The 25,529-nt window shown below is 65.0% G+C and carries 25 protein-coding genes; 12 read left to right on the plus strand and 13 right to left on the minus strand.

Annotation, left to right across the window (positions count from 1 at the left end; genetic code table 11):
* Positions 1–6 precede the first annotated feature (6 nt).
* The 5 genes from C7T96_RS14845 to C7T96_RS14865 form a co-directional block, all read right to left on the minus strand.
* Positions 7–711: a cytochrome c oxidase subunit 3 gene (locus tag C7T96_RS14845; RefSeq protein ID WP_106572025.1), complete on the minus strand. Its 705-nt coding sequence runs from the start codon at positions 709–711 to the stop codon at positions 7–9.
* Positions 708–2,486, minus strand: coding sequence for a cytochrome c oxidase subunit I (locus tag C7T96_RS14850; protein WP_106572026.1), 1,779 nt, complete (start codon positions 2,484–2,486; stop codon positions 708–710). The genes C7T96_RS14845 and C7T96_RS14850 overlap by 4 nt, the downstream gene beginning before the upstream one ends.
* A 74-nt stretch (positions 2,487–2,560) precedes the next feature.
* The gene (coxB, locus tag C7T96_RS14855; protein WP_106572027.1) at positions 2,561–3,388 is read right to left on the minus strand and encodes a cytochrome c oxidase subunit II; all 828 of its coding nucleotides are present in this window, start codon (positions 3,386–3,388) and stop codon (positions 2,561–2,563) included.
* 274 nt (positions 3,389–3,662) lie between these two features.
* Complete coding sequence (locus tag C7T96_RS14860) at positions 3,663–4,280, minus strand: 2'-5' RNA ligase family protein (RefSeq protein WP_106572028.1); 618 nt, start codon at positions 4,278–4,280, stop codon at positions 3,663–3,665.
* A gap of 135 nt (positions 4,281–4,415) precedes the next feature.
* Positions 4,416–6,020, minus strand: a complete 1,605-nt coding sequence (locus tag C7T96_RS14865; RefSeq protein WP_106572029.1) for a PucR family transcriptional regulator — start codon at positions 6,018–6,020, stop codon at positions 4,416–4,418.
* A gap of 163 nt (positions 6,021–6,183) precedes the next feature.
* On the opposite strand from C7T96_RS14865, the gene C7T96_RS14870 reads away from it, so the two are divergent.
* The 8 genes from C7T96_RS14870 to C7T96_RS14905 are packed head-to-tail and all read left to right on the plus strand — an operon-like array spanning position 6,184 to position 13,346.
* Positions 6,184–7,362 (plus strand): M20 family metallopeptidase, encoded by a 1,179-nt coding sequence (locus tag C7T96_RS14870; RefSeq protein WP_158264382.1) that lies wholly within the window; start codon positions 6,184–6,186, stop codon positions 7,360–7,362.
* A gap of 18 nt (positions 7,363–7,380) precedes the next feature.
* The gene (locus C7T96_RS14875) at positions 7,381–8,373 is read left to right on the plus strand and encodes a DctP family TRAP transporter solute-binding subunit (RefSeq protein ID WP_106572031.1); all 993 of its coding nucleotides are present in this window, start codon (positions 7,381–7,383) and stop codon (positions 8,371–8,373) included.
* 58 nt (positions 8,374–8,431) lie between these two features.
* The gene (locus C7T96_RS14880; protein ID WP_158264383.1) at positions 8,432–8,929 is read left to right on the plus strand and encodes a TRAP transporter small permease; all 498 of its coding nucleotides are present in this window, start codon (positions 8,432–8,434) and stop codon (positions 8,927–8,929) included.
* A complete protein-coding gene (locus C7T96_RS14885; protein WP_106572033.1) occupies positions 8,926–10,197 on the plus strand; it encodes a TRAP transporter large permease in 1,272 nt (423 codons plus the stop codon). The genes C7T96_RS14880 and C7T96_RS14885 overlap by 4 nt, the downstream gene beginning before the upstream one ends.
* Positions 10,198–10,226: 29 nt before the next feature.
* Complete coding sequence (locus C7T96_RS14890; protein ID WP_106572034.1) at positions 10,227–10,544, plus strand: UxaA family hydrolase; 318 nt, start codon at positions 10,227–10,229, stop codon at positions 10,542–10,544.
* 1 nt (position 10,545) lies between these two features.
* Positions 10,546–11,757 (plus strand): UxaA family hydrolase, encoded by a 1,212-nt coding sequence (locus tag C7T96_RS14895; RefSeq protein WP_158264384.1) that lies wholly within the window; start codon positions 10,546–10,548, stop codon positions 11,755–11,757.
* Positions 11,754–12,569 (plus strand): sugar phosphate isomerase/epimerase family protein, encoded by an 816-nt coding sequence (locus C7T96_RS14900; RefSeq protein ID WP_106572036.1) that lies wholly within the window; start codon positions 11,754–11,756, stop codon positions 12,567–12,569. The genes C7T96_RS14895 and C7T96_RS14900 overlap by 4 nt, the downstream gene beginning before the upstream one ends.
* Before the next feature lie 24 nt (positions 12,570–12,593).
* Positions 12,594–13,346: a fumarylacetoacetate hydrolase family protein gene (locus tag C7T96_RS14905; protein ID WP_106572037.1), complete on the plus strand. Its 753-nt coding sequence runs from the start codon at positions 12,594–12,596 to the stop codon at positions 13,344–13,346.
* Positions 13,347–13,468: 122 nt separating this feature from the next.
* Here C7T96_RS14905 and C7T96_RS14910 read toward each other — a convergent pair whose 3' ends face one another.
* The 5 genes from C7T96_RS14910 to C7T96_RS14930 all read right to left on the minus strand — a co-directional run bounded on the left by C7T96_RS14910 (position 13,469) and on the right by C7T96_RS14930 (position 18,506).
* A complete protein-coding gene (locus C7T96_RS14910) occupies positions 13,469–14,740 on the minus strand; it encodes a TRAP transporter large permease (RefSeq protein WP_106572038.1) in 1,272 nt (423 codons plus the stop codon).
* Complete coding sequence (locus C7T96_RS14915) at positions 14,737–15,261, minus strand: TRAP transporter small permease (RefSeq protein WP_106572039.1); 525 nt, start codon at positions 15,259–15,261, stop codon at positions 14,737–14,739. Before C7T96_RS14915 ends, C7T96_RS14910 begins: the two co-directional genes overlap by 4 nt.
* A 63-nt stretch (positions 15,262–15,324) precedes the next feature.
* Positions 15,325–16,332, minus strand: coding sequence for a TRAP transporter substrate-binding protein (locus C7T96_RS14920; RefSeq protein WP_106572040.1), 1,008 nt, complete (start codon positions 16,330–16,332; stop codon positions 15,325–15,327).
* 171 nt (positions 16,333–16,503) lie between these two features.
* Positions 16,504–17,490: a nucleoside hydrolase gene (locus C7T96_RS14925; protein WP_106572041.1), complete on the minus strand. Its 987-nt coding sequence runs from the start codon at positions 17,488–17,490 to the stop codon at positions 16,504–16,506.
* Positions 17,487–18,506 (minus strand): LacI family DNA-binding transcriptional regulator, encoded by a 1,020-nt coding sequence (locus tag C7T96_RS14930; protein WP_158264385.1) that lies wholly within the window; start codon positions 18,504–18,506, stop codon positions 17,487–17,489. The genes C7T96_RS14925 and C7T96_RS14930 overlap by 4 nt, the downstream gene beginning before the upstream one ends.
* Positions 18,507–18,703: 197 nt before the next feature.
* Between C7T96_RS14930 and C7T96_RS14935 the strand changes: the two genes are divergently transcribed.
* The 4 genes from C7T96_RS14935 to ugpC all read left to right on the plus strand — a co-directional run bounded on the left by C7T96_RS14935 (position 18,704) and on the right by ugpC (position 22,808).
* Positions 18,704–19,936 (plus strand): sugar ABC transporter substrate-binding protein, encoded by a 1,233-nt coding sequence (locus C7T96_RS14935; protein WP_158264386.1) that lies wholly within the window; start codon positions 18,704–18,706, stop codon positions 19,934–19,936.
* Positions 19,937–20,016: 80 nt separating this feature from the next.
* Complete coding sequence (locus tag C7T96_RS14940) at positions 20,017–20,886, plus strand: sugar ABC transporter permease (RefSeq protein ID WP_106572044.1); 870 nt, start codon at positions 20,017–20,019, stop codon at positions 20,884–20,886.
* Complete coding sequence (locus tag C7T96_RS14945) at positions 20,883–21,716, plus strand: carbohydrate ABC transporter permease (protein WP_106572045.1); 834 nt, start codon at positions 20,883–20,885, stop codon at positions 21,714–21,716. The genes C7T96_RS14940 and C7T96_RS14945 overlap by 4 nt, the downstream gene beginning before the upstream one ends.
* Before the next feature lie 27 nt (positions 21,717–21,743).
* Complete coding sequence (gene ugpC, locus C7T96_RS14950) at positions 21,744–22,808, plus strand: sn-glycerol-3-phosphate ABC transporter ATP-binding protein UgpC (protein ID WP_106572046.1); 1,065 nt, start codon at positions 21,744–21,746, stop codon at positions 22,806–22,808.
* A 42-nt stretch (positions 22,809–22,850) separates the two neighbouring features.
* On the opposite strand, the gene C7T96_RS14955 is transcribed toward ugpC, so the two are convergent.
* The 3 genes from C7T96_RS14955 to C7T96_RS14965 are packed head-to-tail and all read right to left on the minus strand — an operon-like array spanning position 22,851 to position 25,488.
* Positions 22,851–23,459, minus strand: a complete 609-nt coding sequence (locus C7T96_RS14955) for a thioredoxin domain-containing protein (protein WP_106572047.1) — start codon at positions 23,457–23,459, stop codon at positions 22,851–22,853.
* Positions 23,456–24,826: an ATP-binding protein gene (locus C7T96_RS14960; RefSeq protein ID WP_106572048.1), complete on the minus strand. Its 1,371-nt coding sequence runs from the start codon at positions 24,824–24,826 to the stop codon at positions 23,456–23,458. The genes C7T96_RS14955 and C7T96_RS14960 overlap by 4 nt, the downstream gene beginning before the upstream one ends.
* On the minus strand, positions 24,823–25,488 hold the full coding sequence (locus tag C7T96_RS14965) for a response regulator transcription factor (protein WP_106572049.1): 666 nt from the start codon (positions 25,486–25,488) through the stop codon (positions 24,823–24,825). Before C7T96_RS14965 ends, C7T96_RS14960 begins: the two co-directional genes overlap by 4 nt.
* Between the last annotated feature and the right edge of the window lie 41 nt (positions 25,489–25,529).

Below are 25,529 nucleotides of genomic sequence, written 5' to 3' on the forward strand. Positions count from 1 at the left end.
CACCCCTCAGATCAGGAACTGACGGCACACGGCGATGAAATCGTTCGCCCATCCGGCAAGCAGCACGAACACGCCGAGCCAGACCAAAAGCAGGAAGTGCCAGTACATGGCGCACAGTTCGATGCCCAGGCGGGTGTTTTCGTCGTTGCGACCGCCCATGCCGCGCGCGCCGACGCGCACGAGGCCGACAATGCCGCCGACGATGTGCAGACCGTGCATGCCGGTGATCAGGTAGAAGAAGCTGCTCGCGGGATTGCCGTCGAGCAGGTAGCCGTCCGCCGTCAGGTCGCGCCAGGCCATCCACTGGCCGGCGAGAAACGCGAGCGTGGTCAGACCGGCGGTGACCAGCGCCAGCCGCACCGTGGCGTCGTGGCCCTTGCGCGAGGCGATCACTGCGATCTGCAGCGCCACGCTCGCCAAAACCAGGATCGCGGTGTTGAGCCACAGGATCGAGGGCAGAGGCGTGGCCTGCCAGTCGGCATAGTCCATGCGCATGAAATAGGCGCTGGCAAACAGCGCAAACAGCGCGCCGACCACGGCCAGGAAGATGCCGAGCGCGATCTTCGCCGTCGGCATCCCGGTCACGTCGGTGTCGGGAAACGCCGCCGGCACGCCCTGCTCCAGCCAGGGTTTCGACATCAGCCGCTGGTGCGACAGCCACCAGCCGGCCACCCCGAGAACCACGAGCAGGAAGACCAGGATGACGCTCATGCCGGCCCCGCCGCGTGCCCGGTCTGCGGCCCGGGATCGTTCTGGGCGATGAAATCCTCCGGCGCGCCGGGCACGGAATAGTCATAGGCCCAGCGATAGACCACCGGCAGCGTGTCGCCCCAATTGCCGTGCGGCGGCGGCGTGGTCGGCGTCTGCCATTCCAGCGACGTCGCCCGCCACGGATTGCCGCCGGCGTCGCGGCCGAATTTCAGGCTCCAGAACAGGTTGAACAGGAAGACGAGTTGGGCAAAGCCGACGACCAGCGCGGCGACGGTGATAAAGGCATTCAGCGTGTGCACGGAGTCGGGAATGAAGCTCGTGCCGCCGATATCGGGATAGCGCCGCGGCACGCCGACCAGCCCGACATAATGCATCGGAAAGAAGATCGCGTAAGCGCCCAGAAACGTGACCCAGAAATGGAACTGGCCCATCGCTTCGTTGAGCATCCGGCCGGTGATTTTCGGATACCAGTGATAGATCGCGCCGAAAATCACCAGGATCGGCGCCACGCCCATCACCATGTGGAAATGCGCGACCACGAACATCGTGTCGGACAGGGGCACGTCGACGACGACATTGCCGAGGAACAGGCCGGTCAGCCCGCCATTGACGAAGGTGACGATGAAGGCGAGGGCGAACAGCATGGGAAGCGTGAGATGGATGTCGCCGCGCCACAATGTCAGCACCCAATTATAGACCTTGAGCGCGGTCGGAACGGCGATGATCAGCGTCGTGGTGGCGAAGAAGAAGCCGAACCAGGGATGCATGCCCGACACGTACATGTGGTGCGCCCACACGACGAAGGACAAGGCGCCGATGATGACGATCGCCCACACCATCATCCGGTAGCCGAAAATATTCTTTCGTGCATGGGTGCTGATCAGGTCTGAGACGATACCGAAGGCCGGCAGTGCGACGATATAGACCTCCGGATGGCCGAAGAACCAGAACAGGTGCTGGAACAGGATCGGACTGCCGCCGCCATACTCGAGCTGCTGGCCGAGCTCGACCAGCGCCGGCATGAAGAAGCTGGTGCCCAGGAGCCGGTCGAACAGCATCATCACACAGGCCACGAACAGGGCCGGAAAGGCCAGCAGCGCCATCACCGTCGCGGTGAAGATGCCCCACACCGTCAGCGGCATACGCATCAGCGTCATGCCGCGCGCGCGGCCCTGCAGCACGGTGACGACATAGTTGAGCCCGCCCATGGTGAAGCCGATGATGAACAGGATCAGCGAGACCAGCATCAGGATGATACCCCAGGCCTGGCCGCCCGGCGTGCCCGACAGGATCGCCTGCGGCGGATAGAGCGTCCAGCCGGCGCCTGTCGGCCCGCCCGGCGCAAAGAAACTCGCGATCAGGACCAGCACGGCCAGCAGGTAAATCCAGTAAGACAGCATGTTGGCGTAGGGAAACACCATGTCGCGCGCGCCGACCATCAGCGGGATCAGGTAATTGCCGAACCCGCCGAGAAACAGCGCCGTCAAAAGATAGATCACCATGATCATGCCGTGCATGGTGATGAACTGGTAATAGGCTTCCGGGGTGATGAAATCGAACGTGCCGGGAAAGCCGAGCTGCAGGCGCATCAGCCACGACAAGACCAGCGCGACCATGCCGATCGCGATCGCGGTGCCGGAATACTGAATGGCGATGACCTTGGCGTCCTGCGAGAATACATAGGTCGTCCACCAGCTTTTCGGATGGTAGAGTTCGACATCGGCGACTTCCGCGGCCGGGACGGCATTGTTGGCATGCGGCGTGACCTCGACCATTCATCCACCTCCCGTCGGTGCGGCGCCCGCTTCCGGCGGGATCGCCGCGCGCTGCTATGCGGTCGCCTCCCCGCTCATCGCCGTGCATCTCCGGCGACGCTGACCTGTTCTGGCGCCGTCAGCTGCGCGAAAGTCGACTGCTCCTGCAGCCAGACCTGGTAATCTTCCTGCGTGTCGATGATGACGGTGCCGCGCATATAGCCGTGCCCGGTGCCGCACAGCTCCGCGCACAGCACGTCGAACGTTCCCGTGCGGGTCGGCGTGAACCAGAAATAGGTGACCGTACCCGGCACCATGTCCATCTTGGCGCGGAATTCCGGCACGTAGAAATCGTGCAGCACGTCGATCGAGCGCAAGAGCATCTTGACCGGCTTGCCGATTGGCAGGTGCAGATCGCCGGCCTCGACTACGACATCGTCCTGGCCGTTCGGGTCGTCGGGATTGACGCCCAGCGGATTGTCGAAGGAGACGAGGCGGCTGTTCGACGTGCCGAGCTTGCCGTCGGCACCCGGCAGGCGGAAACTCCACTGCCATTGCTGGCCGACGACCTCGACCTCGGCAGCGTCGTCGGGCACGGTGACGAACTGGTACCAGACGAACAGGCCGGGCGCGAGCATCACCGCCACGCCCAGGGCCGTGGCGACCGTCAGCCAGGTCTCCAGCTTCCTGCTTTCGGGCTCGTACTCCGCCTTGCGTCCTTCCTTGTGGCGGAACCGGAACACGCAATAGGCCATGAACAGCACCACGGCCGCAAAGACCACGCCGGTGATCCAGAACGTGATGACGAGCGTGGTGTCGATATACCCCCAATTCGAGGCAATCGGGGTCCACCACCACGGGCTCAGAATGTGAAACAGGACCGAGCCGGCGACAATAAGAACGAGTACCAGCGCAACCGCCATTCTCCGTTCCTCCCGGCATCCCGTCGGCGTTGACGCGCCGAAACCGGATGTCGCCTCACCATAACCTGATGTTCCGCGGCGACGCCACACCATCGCCGGTCGCGCGCACGTAACCGGTCCCGCGCGGCACCGCTTCCCGGCGGAACGGACACGATGACGTTACGTCAAGTGATTGATTGGCAATGACGAACTCATCGGCATCGCGGCGCGGCAATTAGACCTGCGTCAAAATGTCATCCCTGTGGAGAATCACCGGGTCCGGGCCGCAACCGTGTCAACCGCACAGGTTCCAACGCGCCAGCACCGTATATTGCGTAAGCCATAGCTTACTGTGAACGAGCGCGAAGCCGCGCACCCAAAACCGGACCGGCGCGATCGCGCGCCTGGCGACCGCTGCGTGGCCATAGGACAGCGTCATATGCGGAACGAATTGGCGCCCCGCCCGCAAGCCGTTTGCCCGCATGGCATCCCCGAGCCGCTCATAAAGCGCAAACAGCGGAGGATCGTCGCCAAGCAGAACGAGCGGCCGACGACGTGGAGCCTCGAAGGTGGCGGCGAAACGCAGGCTCACCTCGAACGGCGGCATCGCGACGGCGTTTCCCGCCTGGCGCGCGGCATAGACGAATTTCTCGCGCAAGCGCCCATAATCGCCGACATGATGCAGGGAAATGTGCAGACGCTGCGCGCCGAGCCGGTCTTGCCGCAGCCGGTTTTCGGCGACGAGTCGATCCGCCAGGCGCCAAGCCTGTGCAGCCGACTGCGGATCCGGAAAGATCGCGAAAAACAGCCGCTCCGGCCGTTTCGGCCTGACGGGAAAATCCCGAACGAAATCGAATACGCCCTGAATGGGAAGGGTTTGTTCGGGAACGCACGGCACGGGCCTTGCCTCCACACCCGCCCGCTTCCGCTTTCAAGCCGCACGCGCCGGCTCGCCCCATTCGATCGTTGCGCAAGCCTGAAACAAAACAAGAACATTTACAAGAGCACCCGGCGACGCCGACCGACACGCGGCCACCCCGCAGCCTGCTCAGGAGACCAGAGGCAGCAATTTCAGCGCCAGGTGATAGTGCAGCCGCATTTTCGGTTGCAGGGCCTTTTCACCGGTCATCTCGTTGATCTGCGAGATCCGATAGCGCACCGTGTTGTGGTGGATGTTGAGCAGCCGCGCCGTCTCGCGGTAATTGCCGTTGCAATCCAGGAAGACCCGGAACGTCTCGATCAGGTCGATCCGGTGCGTCTCGTCGTGATCGATCAGCATGCCCAGCCACTCATGGACGAAGCGATGCACGTCCGGTTGCATCGCGCTTTTGGAAAACAGCCGATAAAACCCGGTCTCGTCGTAAAGATGCACCGCGCCGGCCTTGCTGGTGTTTCGGCCGTGCTCGAGCGCCTGTTCGGCCTGCTCGTAGGCGCGGTAGAAATGCTCCACCGCGGTGACCTGGCTGACACCCGCCGACCAGACCACTTCCTGCGCGCCGATCTTCAACAGTCTGGTGTCGATCTGTTCCTTGAAGACGTCCGGCTGGCACAGCCGCTCGTCGTCCTCGGGAACCAGTATGACGACGCGATCGTTGCGGATGACACCGGTGATGGTCTCGCTGTGCTTGGAGAAATGCACCCGCAAGGCGTTGGAAAGCGCGCGAAAGCGGTCGGTCCCGATATCGTGGAAGGCGACCACCACGCCGATGTAACGCGCGTGCAAGCGCTTGCCCATGGCGCTGTAGCGCGCCGCCAGCGCCGCCCGGGTCTGGCTGCCCGTGCTGCGGTCGATCAACGACAGGACGAATTCGTTCTGCCGTTCGAAGATGACGCTCTGGTCGGCCCGGATCTGACGAATTTTAAGCGATATCAGAACTTTCGCGTAGCTCAGATGGTCCAGCTCCTTATCGCTCAGCCTGCGGTTGCGTTCCACGACGACCAGCGTGCCGGTCATGCCGTTCGCCTGTTCGTAAGGCGTAAAGACGATGCTCGTGCGACGCCCCGTGCGGCGAGTGAGCGCGTTCTTGGCGTCGATCGTCTCGCTCGCCCAGCCCTCCTCCTCCAGAAGCGCCAGCGCGTCCTGCATATCCGGCTCGGGATTGGTCGGCGCGCTCAGCGCCAGGCCGTCCATCGGACTGATCACCATCACCGGGTTGGCCAGCAGCGCGTTGAGGTCGCCGAGCAGATCCTGCAGGGCCGAATCCGCCAGCATCGTCTGGCTGAAGCGGCCGCCGAGCAGTTCGGGCTGCGCGACCTTGCCGGCCTTGGCTTCGAAGAACTTCGACATCACCGGCGTGATGATCTCCACCCAGGCAACGTCTTCGGGAACCACGATGATGGGAAAATCGAGCGCGTCGGCGCTGTCGATCATCTTTTGCGGCACGCGCTTCATGTAGCGGTTCAGCTTGAGGCCGAGCCCCGACGCGCCATGCTCGACCAGCTCGTGGACGAACCGGTCGAGCCGGTGGCGCAATTGAAGCAGCGGATAGGTCGAGGTCAGGGCCAGTTCCTGTCCGCGCAGCCACCGCACGGCGTCGGGTGCGTCGAGCACCGTCGCGGTTTCGACGACGCGGTCGAGCCCTTTCCGGCCGGCCAGCAACGATCCGTTCTGCATTGCGGGCAACGTGAGAATCTGCCCGACGGTCAACGCCATGACCTGCGCTCCCTTTCCTTGCCCCCGTATCGATACGGGACTCTTGTCGGCTTATATTTGTATTTTAGATACAAAAAAATTAGCCATCGATTCATGCCCGTGGTCAATAGTTTTTCGCCCTCGAGCCGATAGGGTTGCCGTCGGTTTAAGGGAGAGTGGACTGGTGAAGAACAACGACCTCGCGGTGGCGGAGGCGCCGTGCGACGCGCTTGCCTTTCTTCAGCAGGTCGTTGGCTGCAACACCGTTTCGCCGCCCGGCAACGAGATCGTTCTGGCCCGCATCATCGAGGCGCGACTGGCCGAGGCGGGCATTGCGGCGCAGATTTTCCGGGAGAACGAACACCAGGCGAACCTGATCGCGACCTTGAAGGGCGGCGCGCCCGGTCCGCGACTTGTTCTGAGTGGACATCTCGACACCGTGCCGATCGGCGACGCGCCTTGGAAACACGACCCCTTTTCGGGGGCCGTCGACGACGGCCATGTCTACGGCCGCGGCACGGCCGACATGAAAGGCGGCCTGCTGGCGTTGCTCTACGCCTTCATGCGGCAGAAGGAAATCGCGCCCGACCAGTGGTGCGGCGAATTGGTGTTCGCCGCCACCTATGCCGAGGAGGTCGGCGCGCTCGGCGCGGCCACCATGGTGCGCGAGCGGCAGATTCCCGAATTCGACGCCATGATCATCGCCGAGCCGACAAGCAACGGCCTGGTGATCGCGCACAAGGGCGTTTTGTGGCTGCGCGTGACCAGCTTCGGCAGGACCGCGCACGGCTCGATGCCGACGGCCGGCACCAATGCCGTCGACAAGCTGCATCTGTTTTACGAGCGCCTCAAATCGCTCGATCTCGGCGGCTCCACCACGCCGCTTCTGTCGGATCCGACCTTTGCCGTCACCACCTTCAACGGCGGCAGCAACACCAATGTCATTCCCGACCTGTGCCGGATGACCATCGACATCCGCACCGTGCCGGGACAGGACCACCGCGCCATCGTCGCCCGCATCGAGGCGATGGCCGCCGCGCTTGCCATGGAGGACCCGCAAGCGCGTTTCGAAATCGAAACCACGCTCGATCTGCCCGGCCTACTGACCGACGAGGCCTCCAGAATCGTCGCCGACTGCCGGTCGGTGTTGGCCGAACGGGCGCCCGGCACGGACACGGTGCGCGGCGCGCAATATTTCACCGACGCCTCGGCCTTCGCCGCCCATGGCGGCGACATCGTCATTCTCGGACCCGGCGCGCCGGAACAGGCGCATCAGACCGACGAACACCTCGCCATCGACGCCTATTTCGGCGCGATCGAGATCTACCGCCGGATCATCGGGCGGTTTTTGAGCAGAAGCTAACAGGAGGAAAGGGAGATCATGATCTGTATCGCAAAGACCAAGGCCGCGCTCGCGGCTGCATTGCTGGGGGCCGGAACCGTGCTCGGAACCGGCATCGCCCAGGCCGAAACCACCTTGAAGGTGGGGCATGTTTTCGCCGCCGACCATCCCTGGCAGATCGCGCTCGAGGGCCTGTCCAAGGACGTGGCCGCGGCGACCGACGGCGAAGTCGTCATCCAGGTCTATCCGAGTTCGCAGCTTGGCGGCGACCGTGAAGTCGCCGAAGGGCTCCAGCTCGGCACCGTCGAGATGGGCTTGTTCGGCACCGGCGCCCTGCAGGTGCTCGACAAACGGCTGATCATCGAGGAACTGCCTTATGCCTGGCCGACCCGCGAGAAGGCCTATGCCGCCGTCGACGGCGAGCTCGGCGACGCGCTGGCCGAGATCCTGGCGACCAAGAACATCAACACGCTCAGCTGGTGGGAAAGCGGCTACCGCCACATCACCAATTCGGCCCGTCCGATCGAAACGCCGGAGGATCTGAAGGGCATCAAGCTGCGCGTGCCCGAAGCCGAACTGCGCCTCGATACCTTCCGCGAGCTCGGCGCGCTGCCGACGCCGATGGCGTTTTCGGAAGTGTTCACCTCCCTGCAGCAGAACGTCGTCGACGGTCAGGAAAATCCGCTGGCGACGATCTACGCCTCGAAATTCTACGAGGTGCAGGAAAACCTGGCGCTGTCGGGCCATATCTGGGGCTCGGCGATCCTGACGATTTCCAAGCAGGCCTGGGACAAGCTCACCGACGAGCAGCAGACCATCCTGCGCGAGAAGGCGGAGATCTGGAAGGAAAAGGAACGCGAGATGATCCGCAAGAGCGACGAGGAGGTTCTCGCCAAGCTCGAAGCGGAAGGCATGAAGGTCACGCGGCCCGACCCCGCCGCGTTCCAGGAAATGGTCCAGCCGGTGTGGGAGAAATACGAGAGTGTCTTCGGTGAAGACCTACTCGCAATCGTCCGCAAATACTCCAACTAGTTGAACATCTCGCGGGCCGGCGTCGGGTCGGCCCGCGAGCATCGGGATGATATCGGCAATGACGCAAGCCTTGCATGCCGCAAAGCGGCTTCTCGTCAGGATCGTCCAATGGCTGCTTATGCTGATGCTGTTGGCGATCACGGGCGTGATGTTCGCCCAGGTCATCTGGCGCTACCTTTTGCAGTCGCCTCTGGTCTGGTCGGAGGAACTGGCCCTGCTGTTGATGGTGTGGATGACGTTCCTGGGCTCGGCGCTGATGCTGGAGCGCCGGGAACACGTCGCCATCGACCAGTTCGTTGAATGGCTGCCGCCGGCTCTCAATCGCCTGGCGCAGATCGTTGGCGCGCTGGTGGTGCTGGCCTTCAATTGCGCGCTGACCTACGGCGCCTTCGTCATCGCCGAGACGGCCAGAGAATCGATCATGCCCGGCCTGAAGATTTCCAGCGCCTGGCAATATATCGGCGTCCTGATCGGCGGCGGCCTACTCGTGCTGGTCTCTCTCGAGGCCCTGGTGCAAGCGCTGCGCGGCAGCACGGTGCGGGAGAAGCAATCATGAGCATCGTCCTGTTCGTCCTCCTTCTCGGACTGATCGTCATCAACGTCCCGATCGCCTTTGCGATCGGCTTCGCCTGCCTGAGCTATGTCCTGGTCAAGGACATCAACATCGCCCTGGTCGCGCAGCGCGCGGCAACCGGCATCTATTCGTACCCGTTCCTGGCGCTTCCCATGTTCGTGTTCGCCGGCGTGCTGATGGAGCACGGCGGCATCACCCAGCGCATGATGCGGCTCGCCAACGCCGTCATCGGACATATTTCGGGCGGGCTCGCCGCGGTCACGGTCGCCGGCAGCGCGCTGTTCGGCGCCCTGTCCGGTTCGGCGATCGGCGACACCGCCGCGATCGGCTCGATCATGATCCCGGCCATGAAGGCCAAGCGCTATGCGGCCGGCTTCGCCGCCGCGCTTCAGGGCTGCAGCGGCGTGCTCGCCTCGCTCATTCCGCCGAGCCTGACCATGGTCATCCTCGGCGCGACCGGCAATATCTCGATCGCCGGCCTGCTGATCGGCGGGCTGGTTCCCGGCCTGCTGATGGCGTTCCTGCTGATCATGGTCTCGCTGCTCATCAGCAGCCGCCGCGGCTACGGCAAGGGCGAGCGCGCCACCTGGCGCGAATTCGTCGCCGCGGTTTCGGACTCCGTCCTGCCGCTGCTCCTACCGGTGATCATACTCGGCGGCATCCTCGGCGGCATCGTCACCGTCACCGAGGCCGCCGTACTCGCGGTCGTCTATGCGTTTTTCCTCTCGGCGGTGGTCTATCGCGAGGTCAAGCTCACCGATCTGCCCGAAATCAGCATGCAGGTGCTGCGCATCGCGGTGCCGGTGCAGCTCATCGTCGCGATCTCGCACCTGTTCGCCTGGATCGTGACCACGGAGCAGATCCCGCAGCAATTGACCGCCTTCTTCGCCGCGGTCGCGCCCGATCCGCTCACCTTCCTGATCATGCTCAACTTCCTGCTTTTGTTGCTGGGCACGTTCATGGAAAGCAACGCGCTGATCATCATCCTGATTCCGATTCTGATGCCGGTGGTCCAGCAATACGGCATCGACCCGCTGCATTTCGGCGTCATGTTCGTGGTCAATCTGTGCATCGGCGCCAACACGCCGCCGCTCGGGGTCACGCTGATGACGGCGGCCAAGATCGCCGAAGTCCGCTTCGCCGAGGCCTCGCGCGCCGTGCTCCCGTTCCTTGCGGCGATGATCGTGGTACTGATCCTGACGATCCTGTTCCCGCAATTGTCGACCTTCCTGCCGAGCCTCTTCCTTTAGGTCGGGCCGGCGAGCCATCCAGGAGTGTGATGTTGGAAAAGACAGCCATCCAGATCAAGGAAAGCGACCATGTCGCGACCGCCACGGTCGAGCTTTTGCCGTCAGAGACGGTGATCGTGTCGGGCATCGGCAACGGCCGGCCGCTGAAGGTGGAGGAGCGCATTCCGCGCGGCCACAAGATCGCGCTGCGCGACATCGCCGCCCAGGAGGAAATCCACAAATACGGCGAGGTCATCGGCATCGCCACAAAGCCGATCTCCGCCGGCCATTGGGTGCATGTGCACAATTGCCGCGGCGCCAAAGGTCGCCGATTCGACACAAACCATGCGCAACAGCAAGGTGACTGACATGAAATTCAAGGGCTATCGCCGCGCCGACGGCTCGATCGGCATCCGCAACCACATCCTCGTCATCCCGACCGTCTCCTGCGTCAACCGGGTCGCGCTCGACATCGCCTCCAAGACCGGGGCGGTGACCTTCATGCATCCCTATGGCTGCACCTTCGACGCGGAGGAAAACACCACCACCGAGGACACGTTCATCGGCCATGGCCGCCACCAGAATGTCGGCGCCGTGCTGGTGGTCAGCCTTGGCTGCGAAACCGCCTCCGCCCGGCGCATCGCCGACGCGATCGCATCGACCGGCAAGCCGGTCGAGATGCTGATCGTCCAGAAGCAGGGCGGCGCGCGCTCCACGCGCGACACCGGCATCGAAATCGTCGAGCGTCTTAAGGGCGAGATCGCCGCAGAACCCCGCGACGAGGGCGATGTCAGCGAATTGATCGTGGCGCTGGAATGCGGCTCCTCGGACGCGTTTTCCGGGTTGACGGCCAATCCCGCCGTCGGCGAGGCCGCCGACATCCTGGTCGGCGCCGGCGGCACGGTGGTGCTGTCGGAAATCACCGAGATGGTCGGCGCCGAACGGGTCCTGTGGCGACGCGGCAAGACCGACAGGATCAAGCAGGACCTGATGGCGCTGATCAAGGAATACGAGATCGAGCTGTCGATGACCACGCAGGACGACAGCGGCGTCTTCATCTCCCCGGGCAATATCGAGGGTGGCCTGACCACGATCGAGGAGAAATCGCTCGGCTGCATCTACAAGGCCGGCACCCAGCCGATCGTCCAGATCGTCAAATATGGCGAACGGCCGACCGAAAAGGGCGTGGTCATCATGGACACGCCCGGTTTCGACATCGCCTCGGTGACCGGCAAGGTTGCCGGCGGCGCCCATATGGTGCTGTTCACCACCGGCAAGGGCACGCCGACCGGATCGTGCATCGCGCCGGTGCTCAAGATCAGCTCCAACAACGACACCTACAAGGCCCTGCGCGAGGACATCGACCTCAGCGCCGGCGACGTACTCGAAGGCACCAAGTCGCTCAAGCAGGTCGGCGAGGAAATCGTCGAGCTGGTGCTCGACGTCGCCAACGGCAAGGAGGCGAAGGCGGAGTATTTCAACATCCAGGAATTCGCCATCCCCAATGTCAGCGTGGTGCGTAAGGAAGTGATCCACCAGAAGCTGGCCGAACAGAACGACTTCCGGTTCCAGCAGCCATGAAGCTTGCCTACATGTACGCCACGCCCGACGTGGCGCCCGCCAAAGTGACCGCCGTCCAGGGCCCGGTCGAGGCGACGATGCACACCATCGCCGCAACCGGCTATACCGGCGTCGAGCTTTTGGTGTGCGATCCCGGCCGGGTCGACCGGCGCGCGCTCGCCGGCGCGATCCGCGCCGCCGGTCTCGACATGCCGGCCGTGTGCACCGGCGAGGTCTACGGCCAGGACGGTCTCTCCTTCGCCGACCCCGACCCGCTCCGCCGCCGGGAGGCGATCGAGCGCATGAAGGCGTCGATGGATCTTGCCGCCGAATATGGCGCCATGGTCAATGTCGGCCGGCTGCGCGGGCGCTACACGGACGATGTCGAGCCACGCCAGACCCTGGAGTGGATCGGCAGGGCGATCGAACAATGCGCCGGCGCCTTCGCCGACGTGCCGATCGTGCTGGAGCCGGTGAACCGCCACTACGCCAACTGCCTCTTGACCACGCGCGAGACCTGCGACTTCGTGCGCGCGCTTGGCGTGCCGAGCCTCTCCGTGATGCTCGACACCGCCCATATCCTGACCGAGCGGGAAACGGTGGCCGACGCGATCCGCGAGGCGGGCGTCCTGTTCCGGCATTTCCACATCACCGATTCCGACCGGCTCCCGGTCGGCGACGGCGCCTACGACATCGAGGCCGCGATGCGGGCCGTGATCGACAGTGGCTTCGACGGCTACGTGACGGTCGAGACCTTCCAGGTGCCCGATGCCGCGCATGCGATCGCGGCCAGTTTCGAGGCGATGCGCCCCTATTTTCCCGCTCGCGCCTGACGCGACCCCTAAAGAGGTGACTTCATGAAGATCGTTCGTTTTTCCCACCAGGGCAGCGCGTCCTACGGGCTGCTTGAAGGCGATTCGGTCGCCGTCCTGTCAAAACCGCCCTTCGACGGCATCGACAGGACCGGCCAGGTGCTGCCGCTCGAAGCGGTACGCCTGCTGGCGCCGGTGACGCCGAGCAAGCTCGTCTGTGTGGGCCTCAATTACACGCTGCACGCCGAGGAGTCGGGCGTGCCGGTTCCCGAAGAACCGATGCTGTTCATGTGCGCGCCGTCCGCGATCATCGCCGACGGCGAGGAGATCCGGCTCGACAACGCCGGCGACCGGATCGATTTCGAGGCCGAGATCGGCATCGTCGTCGGCACGAAGGCCCGCAACGTCGCGGCCGGCGACGCCGCAAAGCACATTCTCGGCTATACTTGCGCCAACGACGTGTCGAACCGCGTCCTGCAGAAGAAGGACGGCCAGTTCACGCGCGCCAAGTCCTTCGACACCTACAAGCCGGTCGGCCCCTGCATTGCCACCGATCTCGACCCGGACAATGTCGACATCAAGCTGTGGCAGAACGGCGAGTTGCGCCAGTCGTCCAACACCAACGACATGATTTTCCCGATCGGGCGGATCTTCGAATTCGTGTCGGGCATCATGACCCTGTTCCCGGGCGACCTGATCATCACCGGCACGCCCTCCGGCGTCGGGCCGATGGCGTCCGGCGACGAGATGGTCGTCGAAATCGACAAGATCGGCCGGCTGCGCAACACCGTCGCCTGAATAGGCGTCATAGCGCCGGGCGTGTCCGGCGTCCCGCGCCTCAGGCCAGCGAGCCCCCTTCTCGACGCCCCGCCGCCTGCGGGGCGTTTTTTGTTGCCGGCCACGAGCCGCCGGCAGCCGGCCTATCGCAGCAAGGCGGTCGGGTAGAGCGCGAGCGCGGGGATGTAGGTGATCGCCAGCAGCGCGATGATTAACGCGACCAGAAACGGTTTTATCGCGCGCATGAACTGGCCGATGCTGGTTCCCGATATGCCGCAGGTCACATACATCAGCACCCCCAGCGGCGGCGTCAGCTGGCCGATGACCAGGTTGATGATCATCACGATGCCGAAATGGACGGGGTCGATGCCCAGGGTCTCGATCAGCGGCAGCAGGATCGGCACCAGAATGATGATCAGCACCAGCGTCTCCATGAACGTGCCGAGCACGAGCAGGATGATGTTGATCAAAAGCAGGATGAGCATCGGATTGTCCGAAACGCCGGACAGGAACGACAGGAGTTGCTGCGGCGCCTGGCCGATCGAGAGGATCCAGCCGAACGGCGCCGCCGTGGCCGCGATCACCAGGATCGACGAGGTGTCGCGGGCCGCGTTGGCGAAAACGCGCGGCAGTTCCAGAACCTTCAGCGTGCGATAGACGAGCAGGCCGACCAGAAAGGCATAGGCGGCGGCGATCGCCGCGACCTCGGTCGCGGTAAAAATGCCCATGCGGAAGCCGACGATGATGATCACCGGCATCAGCAACGCCCACGACGCGTCGAAAAAGGCGCTCCGCAACGTGCCGGCCGAAAAGGCCGCGCCGCGCCCGAACCCGCGCAGCCGTGTCATCACGGCCACGGTCACGACCAGCGCGGTCGCGATCACCAGCCCCGGCACGATGCCGGCGACGAACAGGTCGCCGATCGACACATTGGCCTGCCAGCCATAGATGACCAGTAGGATCGACGGCGGGATGATCGGCGCCAGCACGGCCGCCGACGCCGTCAGCCCGACGCTGAACCCCTTGTCGTAGCCGTGCTTGATCATCTGCGGCACGAACACCCGGGTGGTGGCGGCGCAGTCGGCGAGCGACGATCCCGAAATCCCCGACATGAAGACGTTGGTCAGCACGTTCACATAGGCCATGCCGCCGCGAATATGGCCGACCAGCGCGCCGGTCAGGGCGAACAAGCGCTCCGAAATGCCCGACGCGTTCATCAGCGTTCCGGCGAGGATGAACAGCGGAATGGCAAGCAGCGGGAAGGACTGGACGCCGGCCGTCATGCGCTGCACGGCGATCGTCAACGGAATGCCTTCCAGCCAGATCACGGCGATCGCCGAGGCGGCGAGCGCATAGGCCGTCGGCACGCCGACCAGCAGGAGTAGAAGAAGCAGAAGCAGCAACGTCGCGATCATGCCTCATCCCCCTCGCCGGCCTGGGCCTCGATGGTGCTCATCAAAGCCGTGCGCACCCCGTCGTCCACGCAAGCGCGGATCACGTGCAGTGCCGCGCACATGCTGGTGACGGGCAGGGCGAGCGTATAGAAACCGAAGGTGACGCCCATCATCGGCGTCAGGTCGCCCCAGGTGGTCCGCGCATATTTGAGACCGTAATGAATGGTCACCCAGAACACGGCCAGGCAGGTGAGAACCGCCACGATCGACGCGACCAGCGCGTAGCGCGGCGGCAACAGGCGCAGCACGATGTCGATGCGGATATGCTGGTGGGTCGACAGCGCGGAACTGGCGCCGATGAAGACCATCCAGGTAAACAGCATGGTCAAAAACTCTTCCGTCCAGGTGATCGGCGCGCCAAGCACATAGCGGAAGAAGACGGTGGCGGTCAGGATGATGAAAATCGCGGCCAGCAACAGCCACAGCGCATGATACTCGATCTCCCTGACCCGGTCGTCGAGCCACAGAACCAGCGTTTTCAACCGGGCCTCCGCGGATAGGCGAGGAATGCCGGACCGCCTACGCGGTCCGGCGTCGAAGGCGGCTTACTGTCCGCGGATCGTCGCGATGGTTTCGCGCACAGCGGCGATCCGGTCTTCGCCCCACCGTTCGGCGAGCGCGGCAAAGACGGCTTCCGTCGACCTTTCGGCGAAGGCGGCCCTGTCGGGATCGTCGATGATGGCGATTTCGGTCGTGGCGGCGATCTCCTTCAGCATGTTTTCCTCGGCCCGCTGCTGAAGCAGCGTCATCTTCGCCGAGGCCGCGCCGACCTCTTCCAGAATGATGCGCTGATGGCGCGGGTCGAGGCGGGCCATCGTCTCCTTGTTCATCAGGATCATATTGTTCTGCAGCATGTGTCGCGACATCACGATATAACCCTGCACCTCGTAGAACTTGCGGGCATAGATGGTCGGAATCGGGTTTTCCTGGCCGTCGACTGTGCCCTGCTGCAACGCGGTATAGACGTCGCTGAATGGGATCGGCGTCGGCGCCGCGCCGATGCCGCGGATCATCTCGACCCAGACCGGCGATTCCGGCACCCGGATCTTCAGGCCCGCCATGTCGTCGGGCGTGCGCACCGGCTTGTCCGAAAGCGTGAAATTGCGCCAGCCCCAGTACCAGATCTTGGTTAGCGGGATGATATTGTGCTTTTCCTCCAGCTCGTCGAAGGCCGGCTGCATCGCGGCGCCGGAAATCACCGCCTCGGCCTCGAGCCAGTTCTGCCACAGGAACGGCGCGCTCGGGATTTCCATCGCCGGAACCAGCGTGCTCGTGGCGGCCATCGAGGCGGCGGTCATGTCGAGCACGCCGTCGCGCAATTGCTGCACCATCTCGGTTTCCTTGCCGAGCTGCTCGCCCGGGAAGACCTGGATGGTGATCTCGCCATTCGTGCGTTCTGCGATCCGCGCGACGAACTCATCGTAGAGTTTGCTCGACATCTCGCCGGCGACATTGGGATGGCCGAACCGCAGCACGGTCTCGGCTTGCGCGCCGGTCGCCAACAGCATCGCCGCCGCGGCCACACAGGCGTGGAACGTTTTTCTCCAGATCATTTACCCCTCCCGGATCGAAAATTGCTCGTAAGGACCATACGGCCGGACACCTCCGTATCCGGCCGGTCTCGTTCGATCCTATGCAAAGGGTGCCCGAAAACTATTGACCAGCGGAATGAAATGCCGGTGCGGTTGTTGTGTCGGGGATACAATTGCGGCCGGGCGACCGCGTTAGACCGGGCTGGGCACGGCAGCGGCCGCCGGCGCATGGTCCGGCCAGCCGAGGATGGCTGCGAGAATATGCTCGACAAGCGCGCGGTCCTCGACCTCCACCGCGACGCTGCAGTTCGCCGGCGCGCGCGGCTTGATGTTTTCGAGCTTGCGTGTCGTCAGATTGCGGAAATCGCACACGGTCATGCCGCGCGCCGGCCCCTGTCCGAGCTCGATCTCCACCGGCGCTTGCCGATAGGTGATCAGGTCGGGAGCGATGAAGGGCACCAGCGCGCAGGGATCGTGCAGCGAGGCGGTGTCGAGCCCGTGTATCTCGCGCAACTGGTTGCGGAAAAACCCGAACAGTCCGCCGAAGACGCGCGCCACGCGCCCGCCTTCCGATAGCCGGGCGACATCCTGTTCGCACAGGCCGACCTTGCGGGTCACGTTGAGACCGACCATCCACAGCGGAATATCGCTGCGGAACACGATGTCGGCCGCCTCGGGGTCGCTCCACACGTTGAACTCGGCCACCGGGGTCGTGTTGCCGATCTGGGTCGTGCCGCCCATGACGCTGATGCCCCGCAGCCAACGGGCGAGCTGCGGCTCCTTGCGCAGGGCGAGGGCGACATTGGTGAACGGCCCGATGGGACACAGGACGAGTTCGCCGCGATGCTGCTTGGCCGTGTCGATGATGAAGTCGACCGCGTGGGCGTCGACGGGACCGCGCGCCGGCGCGGGCAGTTCGGCCCCGTCTATGCCCGTCTTGCCGTGAACGTCACCGCCATGCCGGAAAATGCCGTTGAGCGGACGGTCGCAGCCGCGCGCCACCGGTATGTCGAGCCCCAGCAGGGTGAGAATGGACAAGGCGTTGGCTGTCGTCTTGTCGACCGACTGGTTGCCGTAGACCGTGGTCACGCCCACCAGATCGAGATGGCGCGCCGCATAAAGGATCGCCGTCGCATCGTCGTGGCCGGGGTCGCAGTCGATCAGTACCTTGTGCATCATCGTGTCCTAGAACTGTTTCGGGAGCTGGTGGAGCCGCGCTCGACCAGGAACGGGGCGATCGTCTGGCGTTCGGCGACCGCGTCCGGCGCGGCAATCATCGCGAACGCCGCCTCGACCGTGCGCGACGTCATCGCCTCGAGATTTTGATCCACCGAGGTCAGGTCGTAGGAAGGCCAGCCCGCCAACGCGGAATTGTCGTAGCCGACCACCATCGGCCGCTCACCCTCCGGCGCGTCCGCTGCGCGAGCAGCGTCGAGCAGGGCGAAGGCGAGCGTGTCGTTGGCACAGAAAACCGCGTCAGGCGCGGCGCGCAGAATATCGGCCGCCACCACACGCGCCTCAGCATAGCTGTAGCGGCTCGACAGGCTCACGGCGAGATCGAAGCCGTGTGAGACGAGACGGTCGGTGAAACCCCGTTCGCGCTCCTTGCTGATGAAGCTGTTGTCCTCGCCGCCGAGAAAGGCGAAGCGCCGCGCGCCGCGCGCGACCAGATGGTCGGCCACCATCGCGCCGGCCGCTAGCCCGTCGCCGGCGACAACGCCGACATTCTCGTCGCCGTCATGGCGGTTCATCAAGACGAGCGGTTTTTCGCCCGCCACGCAGCTTTTCACGATCTCGTCGCTAAACGGCGCGGCCAGCGCAACGACTGCGTCGACCTGGTAGCTCATCAGCCGCGCGATGGCGTTTTCGGCCCCCTCGACCGTGTTGCAGGCAAACACGAGAGGCGCCAGCCGCCCGGCGCCGAGCTTTTCGACAAGAAGCTGCAAGGCGTGCGCGTGATAGGCGTTTTCCAGATCGGTCACCACCACGCCGACGATGCCGGTGCTCTGGTTCTTGAGGCCGCGCGCGATCAGATTGGGCCGATATCCGAGCTGGCGCGCTGCGGCCAGCACGCGATCGCGGGTCGCCTCGGAAATGCGCGCGTCGCCGGCCAGCGCCCGCGACACGGTCGAGCGCGAGATCTGAGCGAGCTCGGCGACCTCGATCGACCGGACTTTCTTGCCATCCTTTTGCAAGGTCGAATCCCTTCCGCTGTGCCTGAGCACCCGATGGGTGCCGCGAAATCTACCTCTTGACTAGCGCTTTCGGTTGCTATGATCTATGCACACGTGTGCACAACCTAGAGCACGGGTTGTCGCGAGGAAGCAAGTCCAAAAGCCCTAGGCCTGGAAGAACAACGGGGATCACGATGCATATTGGAAGACGTCAATTCATGGCCGGCCTCGCCGGCACGGCCTTTATCGGCTCGCTCGGCCGCCTGAACGCCCAGTCGGTATCGCTGTCGGTGCCGTGGATGGGCTGGCCCGAGGAACAGGTCCGCCCGCTCATGGCCGCCTTCGAAAACGAGAGCGGCGTGGCGATCGCGGAAGAACGCCTGCCGATCGTCGAGCTGTTCAAGACCCTTGAGGTCCGGCTTCAGGCCCGCAACGAAACGCCCGACGTCTATCTGGTCGACGGTCCCCTGACCGCCTCCTACGCCGCGCGCGGTCATCTGCTGGACCTCGGCGAGCTGATGGCGGGCGAGCGCGACCGCTTCGTGCCGACCACGCTGGTTCAGGGCACCTACAACGACACGCTTTACGCGATGCCGCTCGGCACCTCCTCGCAATTGCTGTTCTACAACAAGAAGCTGTTCGCCGAAGCGGGTCTGCCCGAGCCGTCGGCCGATCCCGCCGCGCGGATGACCTGGGAAGACCTGGTGCCGCTCGCCCGGGACCTGACCCGGCCGGACAGCTCGCAGTTCGGCTTCGCCTTCGAAAACATCAACCCCTACCAGTTGCTGGCCGTGCCGCAGAGCTGGGGCGCGGAAGTGATCGGGCCGGATGGCCTGACGGCGGCCGGTTATGTCGACGGCGAGCCCATGGTCGAGGCCATGAGCTGGTATCAGGCGCTGTTCCAGACGCACAAGGTCGGGCCTGTCGGCACGTTCCAGACCGGCGTTACCCAGGAGATGTTCGGCTCCGGCAAGCTGGCGATGATGGTCGGCGGCACCTGGAATCTCGTCGGACTGAACAAGTTCCAGGACCTGGATTTTGGCGTCGCCCCGCACCCCTATTTCGCCAAGGGCAAGCCGGTCACGCCGACCGGAAGCTGGCATGTCGGCATCAATCCACGCACCGCGCACATGGACGAGGCGACCGCATTCGTGAAGTGGCTGTCGACCCGCGACGCCATGGATCTGTGGTTCGAGCTGCGCCAGTACCCGCCGGCCCTCAAGCAGATCTGGGAAGAACGCGCCGACACGACCTTCGTCGACCCCGCCTGGGCGATCGTGCGCCACGAGCTCGCCGAGACGGCGACGCCGCGGCCGGCCACGCCGGGTTATCGCGAATACGAGGAGTTCCTCCGCACCGCGATGCAGGATATCCAGACCGGCGCCGATGTGCGCGACACCCTCGCCCGCGCGGCGCAGAATATCGATCGGGAAATGCGTAAATATCGCTGACCTGCAAACCCTATCCTCCCCCGACCGCGCGGAGCGGGACGGACATGTTTTCCGTCCCGCTCCCGTTTTGAGTGGCTCCCATGATCTCGTCGCGCTGGACGCCCTATCTCTTTCTCGCGCCGGCTCTTGCCGGTCTGCTCGTCTTCAAGCTGGTGCCGATCGCGGTCGCGGTCGGCGGCAGCCTGACGGGCATGTCGCTGATGGGCGACCTGCGCTTCGCCGGGCTTGAAAATTTCGAATATCTGTTCACCGATCCCGAATTCTGGTCTTCGCTGAAGATCACTCTGCTCTTCAACCTGATCATCAATCCGTTGCAGCTCGCGGTGGCTTTCGCGCTCGCGCTGCTGGTGTTCCAGCCGATGCCCGGCCTGTGGTTCTTCCGCACCTTGCTGGTTTTGCCGATGGCGGTTTCCACCGGCATCAGCGCGGTGCTGTTCGGGCTTTTCCTCGACGGCAATCTCGGGCCCCTGAACGGCTTCCTGGAATGGATCGGCATCGGCGCGCAACCCTTCCACCGCAGCCAGGAACAGGCGCTGGCCACCCTGATCGGCATCGCGACCTGGAAAGGCGCGGGGTACTGGATGCTGTTCCTGCTGGCGGGCCTCTACTCGATACCGGCCTCCGTGCACGAGGCCGCCCGGATCGACGGCGCTTCGGCATGGCAGCGTTTCCGCTATGTGACCCTGCCGATGATGCGCAAGCCGATGGCCTTCGTGCTGGTCGCCGACACCGCCATCAATTTCCTGTTCTTCGCACCGGTCTACATCCTGACCTCCGGCGGCCCGAGCGGCGCGACGTCGGTGCTGATGTTCCAGGCCTACCGCGCCGCCTTCACCTTCTCCGACATCGGTCGTTCGCTGGCGATCTCGACCATTCTCCTCGCGATCCTCGTGGTCATCGTCGTGCTCGAATTCCGCCTGCTCCGCGCGCCCGAGGAAGAACGGTCATGACCGCAAGCCCCCACGCCCTGATGCTGCGCTACGGCCTCCTTTCGGTTCTGGCCTTCATCGTCGTCTGCCCGCTGGCGTGGCTCGCCCTGGCCTCGCTGCGCCCGCAGGCCGAGATCTTCCAGCCGATCTCCGAGTTCGGCTGGAACACGTTCATCCCCTCGGTGCTGACGCTCGACAACTACCGCACGCTGTGGGAGGGCGACTTCCCGCTCGCCGTCAAGAACTCCACCATCGTCGCGCTGACGACGGTGGTCTTCGGCGTGACGGTCAACGCGCTGGCCGGCTTCGCCTTCGCGGCCTTCGACTTCCGCGGCAAGAACCTCTTGTTCCTGCTCGTCATCGCCAGCTTCATGATGCCGTTCGAGGCGATCGTCCTGCCGCTTTACGTGATGATCCGCGCCTTCGGCTGGACGAACAGCTATCAGGCCCTGATCGTGCCCGAGATCGCCAACGGCATGGTCATATTCCTGTTTCGCCAGTTCTTCGCTTCCATCCCGCGCGATTTCTACGAGGCCGCACGGGTCGACGGCGCGTCCTGGCTCTACATCTTCGTGCGCATCGCGGCACCGCTGTCCTGGCCGACGGTGGCCACGTCGAGCCTGATGCTGTTCCTCGCCCAGTGGGATTCCTTCTTCTGGCCGATCGTGGCGGCGAGCGCGCCCGATTACGCCGTGATCCAGGTGGCGATCGCCCGCAACATCAATTTCGAGCAGAACGATTGGGGCGGCCTGTTTGCGTCCACCAACCTCGCCATCCTGCTCGGCACCATCCCCTTCCTGCTGATGCAGCGCTTCTATGTCCGCAGCCTGATCTCCAGCGGCATCAAGTGACCCCAGGGACTCTCACGGAAAAGCGCCATGTCGACCATGAACGTTGAAAATCTCCGCAAGGCCTTCGGCGAGACCGAGATCTTGCGCGGCATCAGCCTCGACGTCAGGGACGAGGAATTCATCGCCCTGGTGGGGCCGTCGGGTTGCGGCAAGTCGACCCTGCTGCGCCTGATCGCCGGTCTGGACGAGGCGACATCGGGGCGCATCGCCATCGACGGCCAGGACGTCACCCGGCTTCCGCCCAAGCAGCGCGACGTGGCGATGGTGTTCCAGAACTACGCGCTCTATCCTCACCTCACGGTCAGGGCCAATATGGGTTTCTCGCTGAAGCTGCGCGGGGCCGCAAAGGCCGAAATCGAGGACAAGGTCGCGGGCGCCGCCGCCATTCTCGGCCTGGACGCCCTGCTCGACCGCTATCCGGGCCAGCTTTCCGGCGGCCAGCGCCAGCGGGTCGCCACCGGTCGGGCGATCGTGCGCGACCCTAAGCTGTTCCTGTTCGACGAACCCTTGTCCAATCTCGACGCCAAGCTGCGCGTGCAGATGCGCACCGAGATCAAGGCGCTTCATCAAAGACTGCGCAGCACGATGATCTACGTCACCCACGATCAGATCGAGGCGATGACGCTGGCCGACCGCATCGTGGTGATGCAGGCCGGGCGGATCGAGCAGGAAGGCGCGCCGCTCGACCTTTACGACCGGCCGGCCAACGCCTTCGTCGCAGGGTTCCTCGGCTCTCCGCCGATGAATTTTATCAAAGGGCGCCTGCAGGGCGGCGCGGTCGTGACCCGGGACGGAACCCGCCTGCCCGCGCCCGGCACGCGTGTCGCCGACGACGGCAAGACGCTGCTGTGGGGCGCGCGACCGGAATCGATCGTGCCCGGCGCCGACGGTCTGCGCGGCACGGTTGAGGTGGTGGAACCGACCGGCCCGGACACGCAGTTGCTCGTCCGACTGGCCGGGGAACCGCTGATCGTGCTTTTGCGTACCCGCGCCGCCGTGCGGCCGGGCGAGGAAATATCCCTGCACGTCGCAGCGGGCGATATCCATCTGTTTCACGCAGACGACGGAAGCCGGCTCGACACCGGCGCATAACACCCGCCGTCGCAAGCGACCCCACGACCGCCGCCGGCCGGATCAGCCGGCTTGGTCCTTGCGCGCCAGCGCGACGGCCGCGACGATCTCGTCGGCGGCAAGCGCACGCCGATAAAGCCGCCTGCCGATCAGGAAGGCCGGCGTCCCGGCGAGCGCGAAAGCCTCGGCATGCGCGCCGTTGCGGGCAATCAGCGCATCGATCGCCTTCAGGCGTTGGTCGAGCCTGTCGCGTACAGCGCCGGCATCGGCGCCGACGCTGCGCAGCGCATCGTCGACCCGGCCATGCGTCAGCGCGCCTTCGAGCGTCATCACCGCGTCATGTGCGGCCGGGTAAAAACCGAGCGCCGCGGAAGCGTGCACCATGCGCGAGGCATACCAGGCGATGTCGCCGTTGATCGGCCAGTCCTTCATCACCAGCCGGATGGCGCCGTCGCCGCGCACGATCTCCTTCAACTGCGGATGAAGCGCCTTGCAGGACGGGCACAGATAATCGAAGAACTCGGCGATCGTCACGTCGCCCGCGTCATTGCCCAGCACCGGCAGGGCCGGATCGAACACCACCTCGTCGAGACTCGTCGCCGCGAAACCTGGCTGAAGCGGCCCGAAAGACGCGGCTGCGGCGCCGGCAAGCAGGCTTCGCCGCGACATCATCGCCTGGCCTCCTCGCCCGGCACCGACAGGCTCGCCCGCAGGCCGCCCGCGTCCCGGTTTTCAAGCATCAGCACGCCGTCGATCCGCGCCATTGCCGCCTGGGCGATCGCCAGTCCGAGGCCGCTGCCGGTGGCGGACCGGTTTCGCCCACGCACGAATTTCCGCACCACCAGCGCCATCTCCGCTTCCGGAATACCCGGCCCTTCATCCTCGACGACGAAACGCACCGTCCGGTCGCCGCCCGCCTCGATCCGGCAGGTCACCGGCGTGTCGGCGGGCGCATGATTGAGCGCGTTCTCGATCAGGTTTCTGAGCGCCAGCGCCAGGAATTGCGGCTCCACGCGGACGCTGCGCTGGACCCCGGCGTCGGCGTCCACCACCACGCGGCCATCGCCGGCGGGCAGCGACAACTCGGCCACCGCTGCCTCCAGAAGCTCTGCAGCGCGCGCCTCCACCAACGCCGGCTCGGCGTCGTTGGCCTCGAGCGCGGCAAGATCCAGAAGCTGCTTCACCAGCCGGGCGGTGCGGTCGACACCCAGCGTGATCTGCCGCAACGCGTTGGCATGCACGGCCGGATCGTCGCTCGCCAGCGCGATCTGCGCCTGGGTCTTCACCCCGGCAAGCGGCGTCTTCAATTCGTGTGCGGCAAAGGCGGTGAAGCTGCGTTCGCGCTCGCGCGCCTCCTGCACGCGGCGGAACAGCCCGTTCAGCGCCCCGACCGTCGGTGCGATCTCGCGCGGCAGGTCGACGCTGACCAGCGGCCGCAGATCGTTCGCCGGCCGCGCGGACAGGGTTTGCGCCATGTCGCTCAACGGCGACAGACCGCGCCTCACGCTGATCAGGATCACCCCGGCCAGGAAGGGCAGGATCAACAGAGCCGGCACCACCAGCCCCTTGATGACGTCGCCGACCAGCCGATCGCGGATATGGAGGCTGTCGCCGACCATCACGCGCACGCCAAGCGCCTGGTTTTCGACCGTGAACACCCGCCATTGCTCGCCACCCACCTCGGCGTCCGAAAACCCCACCCCGGCCCCGGTCAGGCGCGTGTCGGGCGCATTTTGCGACCGGCCGACGAGCGTGCCCTCCAGCGACCAGATCTGGCACGAAAGCTGGCGCTCGTAGGAACTGCGATCCACCTCGAACGCGCCCAGGGCCTGGCTTGTCGCCGCCTTATCGAGCCCCGCCTCGATGCGGTGATCGGACAACAGCGAATTCACCATCCGCGCGGCCTCCATCAACCGTGCGTCCAGCACCCGCTCGACCTCGGCCTGGGTGCTCAGATAGATCCAGCCCACCGCCAGCAGCCAGACCAGGCCGGTCGACCCGATCAGAACGGCGATCAGCCGCGCGCGAATCGAGTTCATCCCGCGTCCTCCATCAGCCGATAACCGACGCCGCGAACCGTCTTGATGAAATCCGCGCCCAGTTTGGCGCGCAATTTATGGATATGCACCTCCACCGCGTTGCTCTCGAGCTCCTCCTGCCAGCCATAGATCGTCTCCTCCAGGGTCGATTTGGACAGGATGCTTTCCGGCCGCTCCATCAGCGCCTCCAGCACGGCAAATTCACGACGCGTCAGGCTCACCGGCGTGCCGTCGCGGCGCGCCGTGCGGCTGGCGGGATCGAGCACCACCCCGCACCAGTTCAGGGTCGGGCTGGGCCGCCCCTTGCCCCGGCGCACCGCCGCGCGCACCCGCGCGGCCAGTTCGTCGAGATCGAACGGCTTGCCGACATAGTCGTCGGCGCCGGCATCGAGCCCGGCGATCCGGTCCGCAACCTGGTCGCGCGCCGTCAGGAGCACCACCGGCGTGGCATCGTCGCGCCGGCGCAGATCGGCCAGCACGTCGAGCCCGGACCCGTCCGGCAGCATCAGGTCGAGCACGACGCAGTCGTAGCGCTGCGCCCTGACGGCCGCGCAGGCATCCTCGCGCGTACCCACCGCGTCGACCGTGAAACCGGCGAGCCCGAGCCCCACCGTCAACCCGTCCAGCAGCAGCGGATCGTCCTCGACCACCAGAATACGCATCGCCTTGGTCCATGTCGTCGACCGCCCGTTCTGCGGCGCGG

This window comes from Nitratireductor sp. StC3, from assembly GCF_003015025.1.
GTDB classification, from domain to species: Bacteria; Pseudomonadota; Alphaproteobacteria; order Rhizobiales; family Rhizobiaceae; genus Mangrovimarina; species Mangrovimarina alexandrii.

Excerpts from the sequence above, each read along its gene's own strand:
- C7T96_RS14845 (WP_106572025.1), bottom strand. The coding sequence starts at position 711 with ATGAGCGTCATCCTGGTCTTCCTGCTCGTGGTTCTCGGGGTGGCCGGC.
- C7T96_RS14850 (WP_106572026.1), bottom strand. The coding sequence starts at position 2,486 with ATGGTCGAGGTCACGCCGCATGCCAACAATGCCGTCCCGGCCGCGGAA.
- coxB (WP_106572027.1), bottom strand. The coding sequence starts at position 3,388 with ATGGCGGTTGCGCTGGTACTCGTTCTTATTGTCGCCGGCTCGGTCCTG.
- C7T96_RS14865 (WP_106572029.1), bottom strand. The coding sequence starts at position 6,020 with ATGGCGTTGACCGTCGGGCAGATTCTCACGTTGCCCGCAATGCAGAAC.
- C7T96_RS14875 (WP_106572031.1), top strand. The coding sequence starts at position 7,381 with ATGATCTGTATCGCAAAGACCAAGGCCGCGCTCGCGGCTGCATTGCTG.
- C7T96_RS14880 (WP_158264383.1), top strand. The coding sequence starts at position 8,432 with ATGACGCAAGCCTTGCATGCCGCAAAGCGGCTTCTCGTCAGGATCGTC.
- C7T96_RS14885 (WP_106572033.1), top strand. The coding sequence starts at position 8,926 with ATGAGCATCGTCCTGTTCGTCCTCCTTCTCGGACTGATCGTCATCAAC.
- C7T96_RS14890 (WP_106572034.1), top strand. The coding sequence starts at position 10,227 with ATGTTGGAAAAGACAGCCATCCAGATCAAGGAAAGCGACCATGTCGCG.
- C7T96_RS14895 (WP_158264384.1), top strand. The coding sequence starts at position 10,546 with ATGAAATTCAAGGGCTATCGCCGCGCCGACGGCTCGATCGGCATCCGC.
- C7T96_RS14900 (WP_106572036.1), top strand. The coding sequence starts at position 11,754 with ATGAAGCTTGCCTACATGTACGCCACGCCCGACGTGGCGCCCGCCAAA.
- C7T96_RS14905 (WP_106572037.1), top strand. The coding sequence starts at position 12,594 with ATGAAGATCGTTCGTTTTTCCCACCAGGGCAGCGCGTCCTACGGGCTG.
- C7T96_RS14910 (WP_106572038.1), bottom strand. The coding sequence starts at position 14,740 with ATGATCGCGACGTTGCTGCTTCTGCTTCTTCTACTCCTGCTGGTCGGC.
- C7T96_RS14920 (WP_106572040.1), bottom strand. The coding sequence starts at position 16,332 with ATGATCTGGAGAAAAACGTTCCACGCCTGTGTGGCCGCGGCGGCGATG.
- C7T96_RS14925 (WP_106572041.1), bottom strand. The coding sequence starts at position 17,490 with ATGATGCACAAGGTACTGATCGACTGCGACCCCGGCCACGACGATGCG.
- C7T96_RS14935 (WP_158264386.1), top strand. The coding sequence starts at position 18,704 with ATGGCCGGCCTCGCCGGCACGGCCTTTATCGGCTCGCTCGGCCGCCTG.
- C7T96_RS14940 (WP_106572044.1), top strand. The coding sequence starts at position 20,017 with ATGATCTCGTCGCGCTGGACGCCCTATCTCTTTCTCGCGCCGGCTCTT.
- C7T96_RS14945 (WP_106572045.1), top strand. The coding sequence starts at position 20,883 with ATGACCGCAAGCCCCCACGCCCTGATGCTGCGCTACGGCCTCCTTTCG.
- ugpC (WP_106572046.1), top strand. The coding sequence starts at position 21,744 with ATGTCGACCATGAACGTTGAAAATCTCCGCAAGGCCTTCGGCGAGACC.
- C7T96_RS14955 (WP_106572047.1), bottom strand. The coding sequence starts at position 23,459 with ATGATGTCGCGGCGAAGCCTGCTTGCCGGCGCCGCAGCCGCGTCTTTC.
- C7T96_RS14960 (WP_106572048.1), bottom strand. The coding sequence starts at position 24,826 with ATGAACTCGATTCGCGCGCGGCTGATCGCCGTTCTGATCGGGTCGACC.
- C7T96_RS14965 (WP_106572049.1), bottom strand. The coding sequence starts at position 25,488 with ATGCGTATTCTGGTGGTCGAGGACGATCCGCTGCTGCTGGACGGGTTG.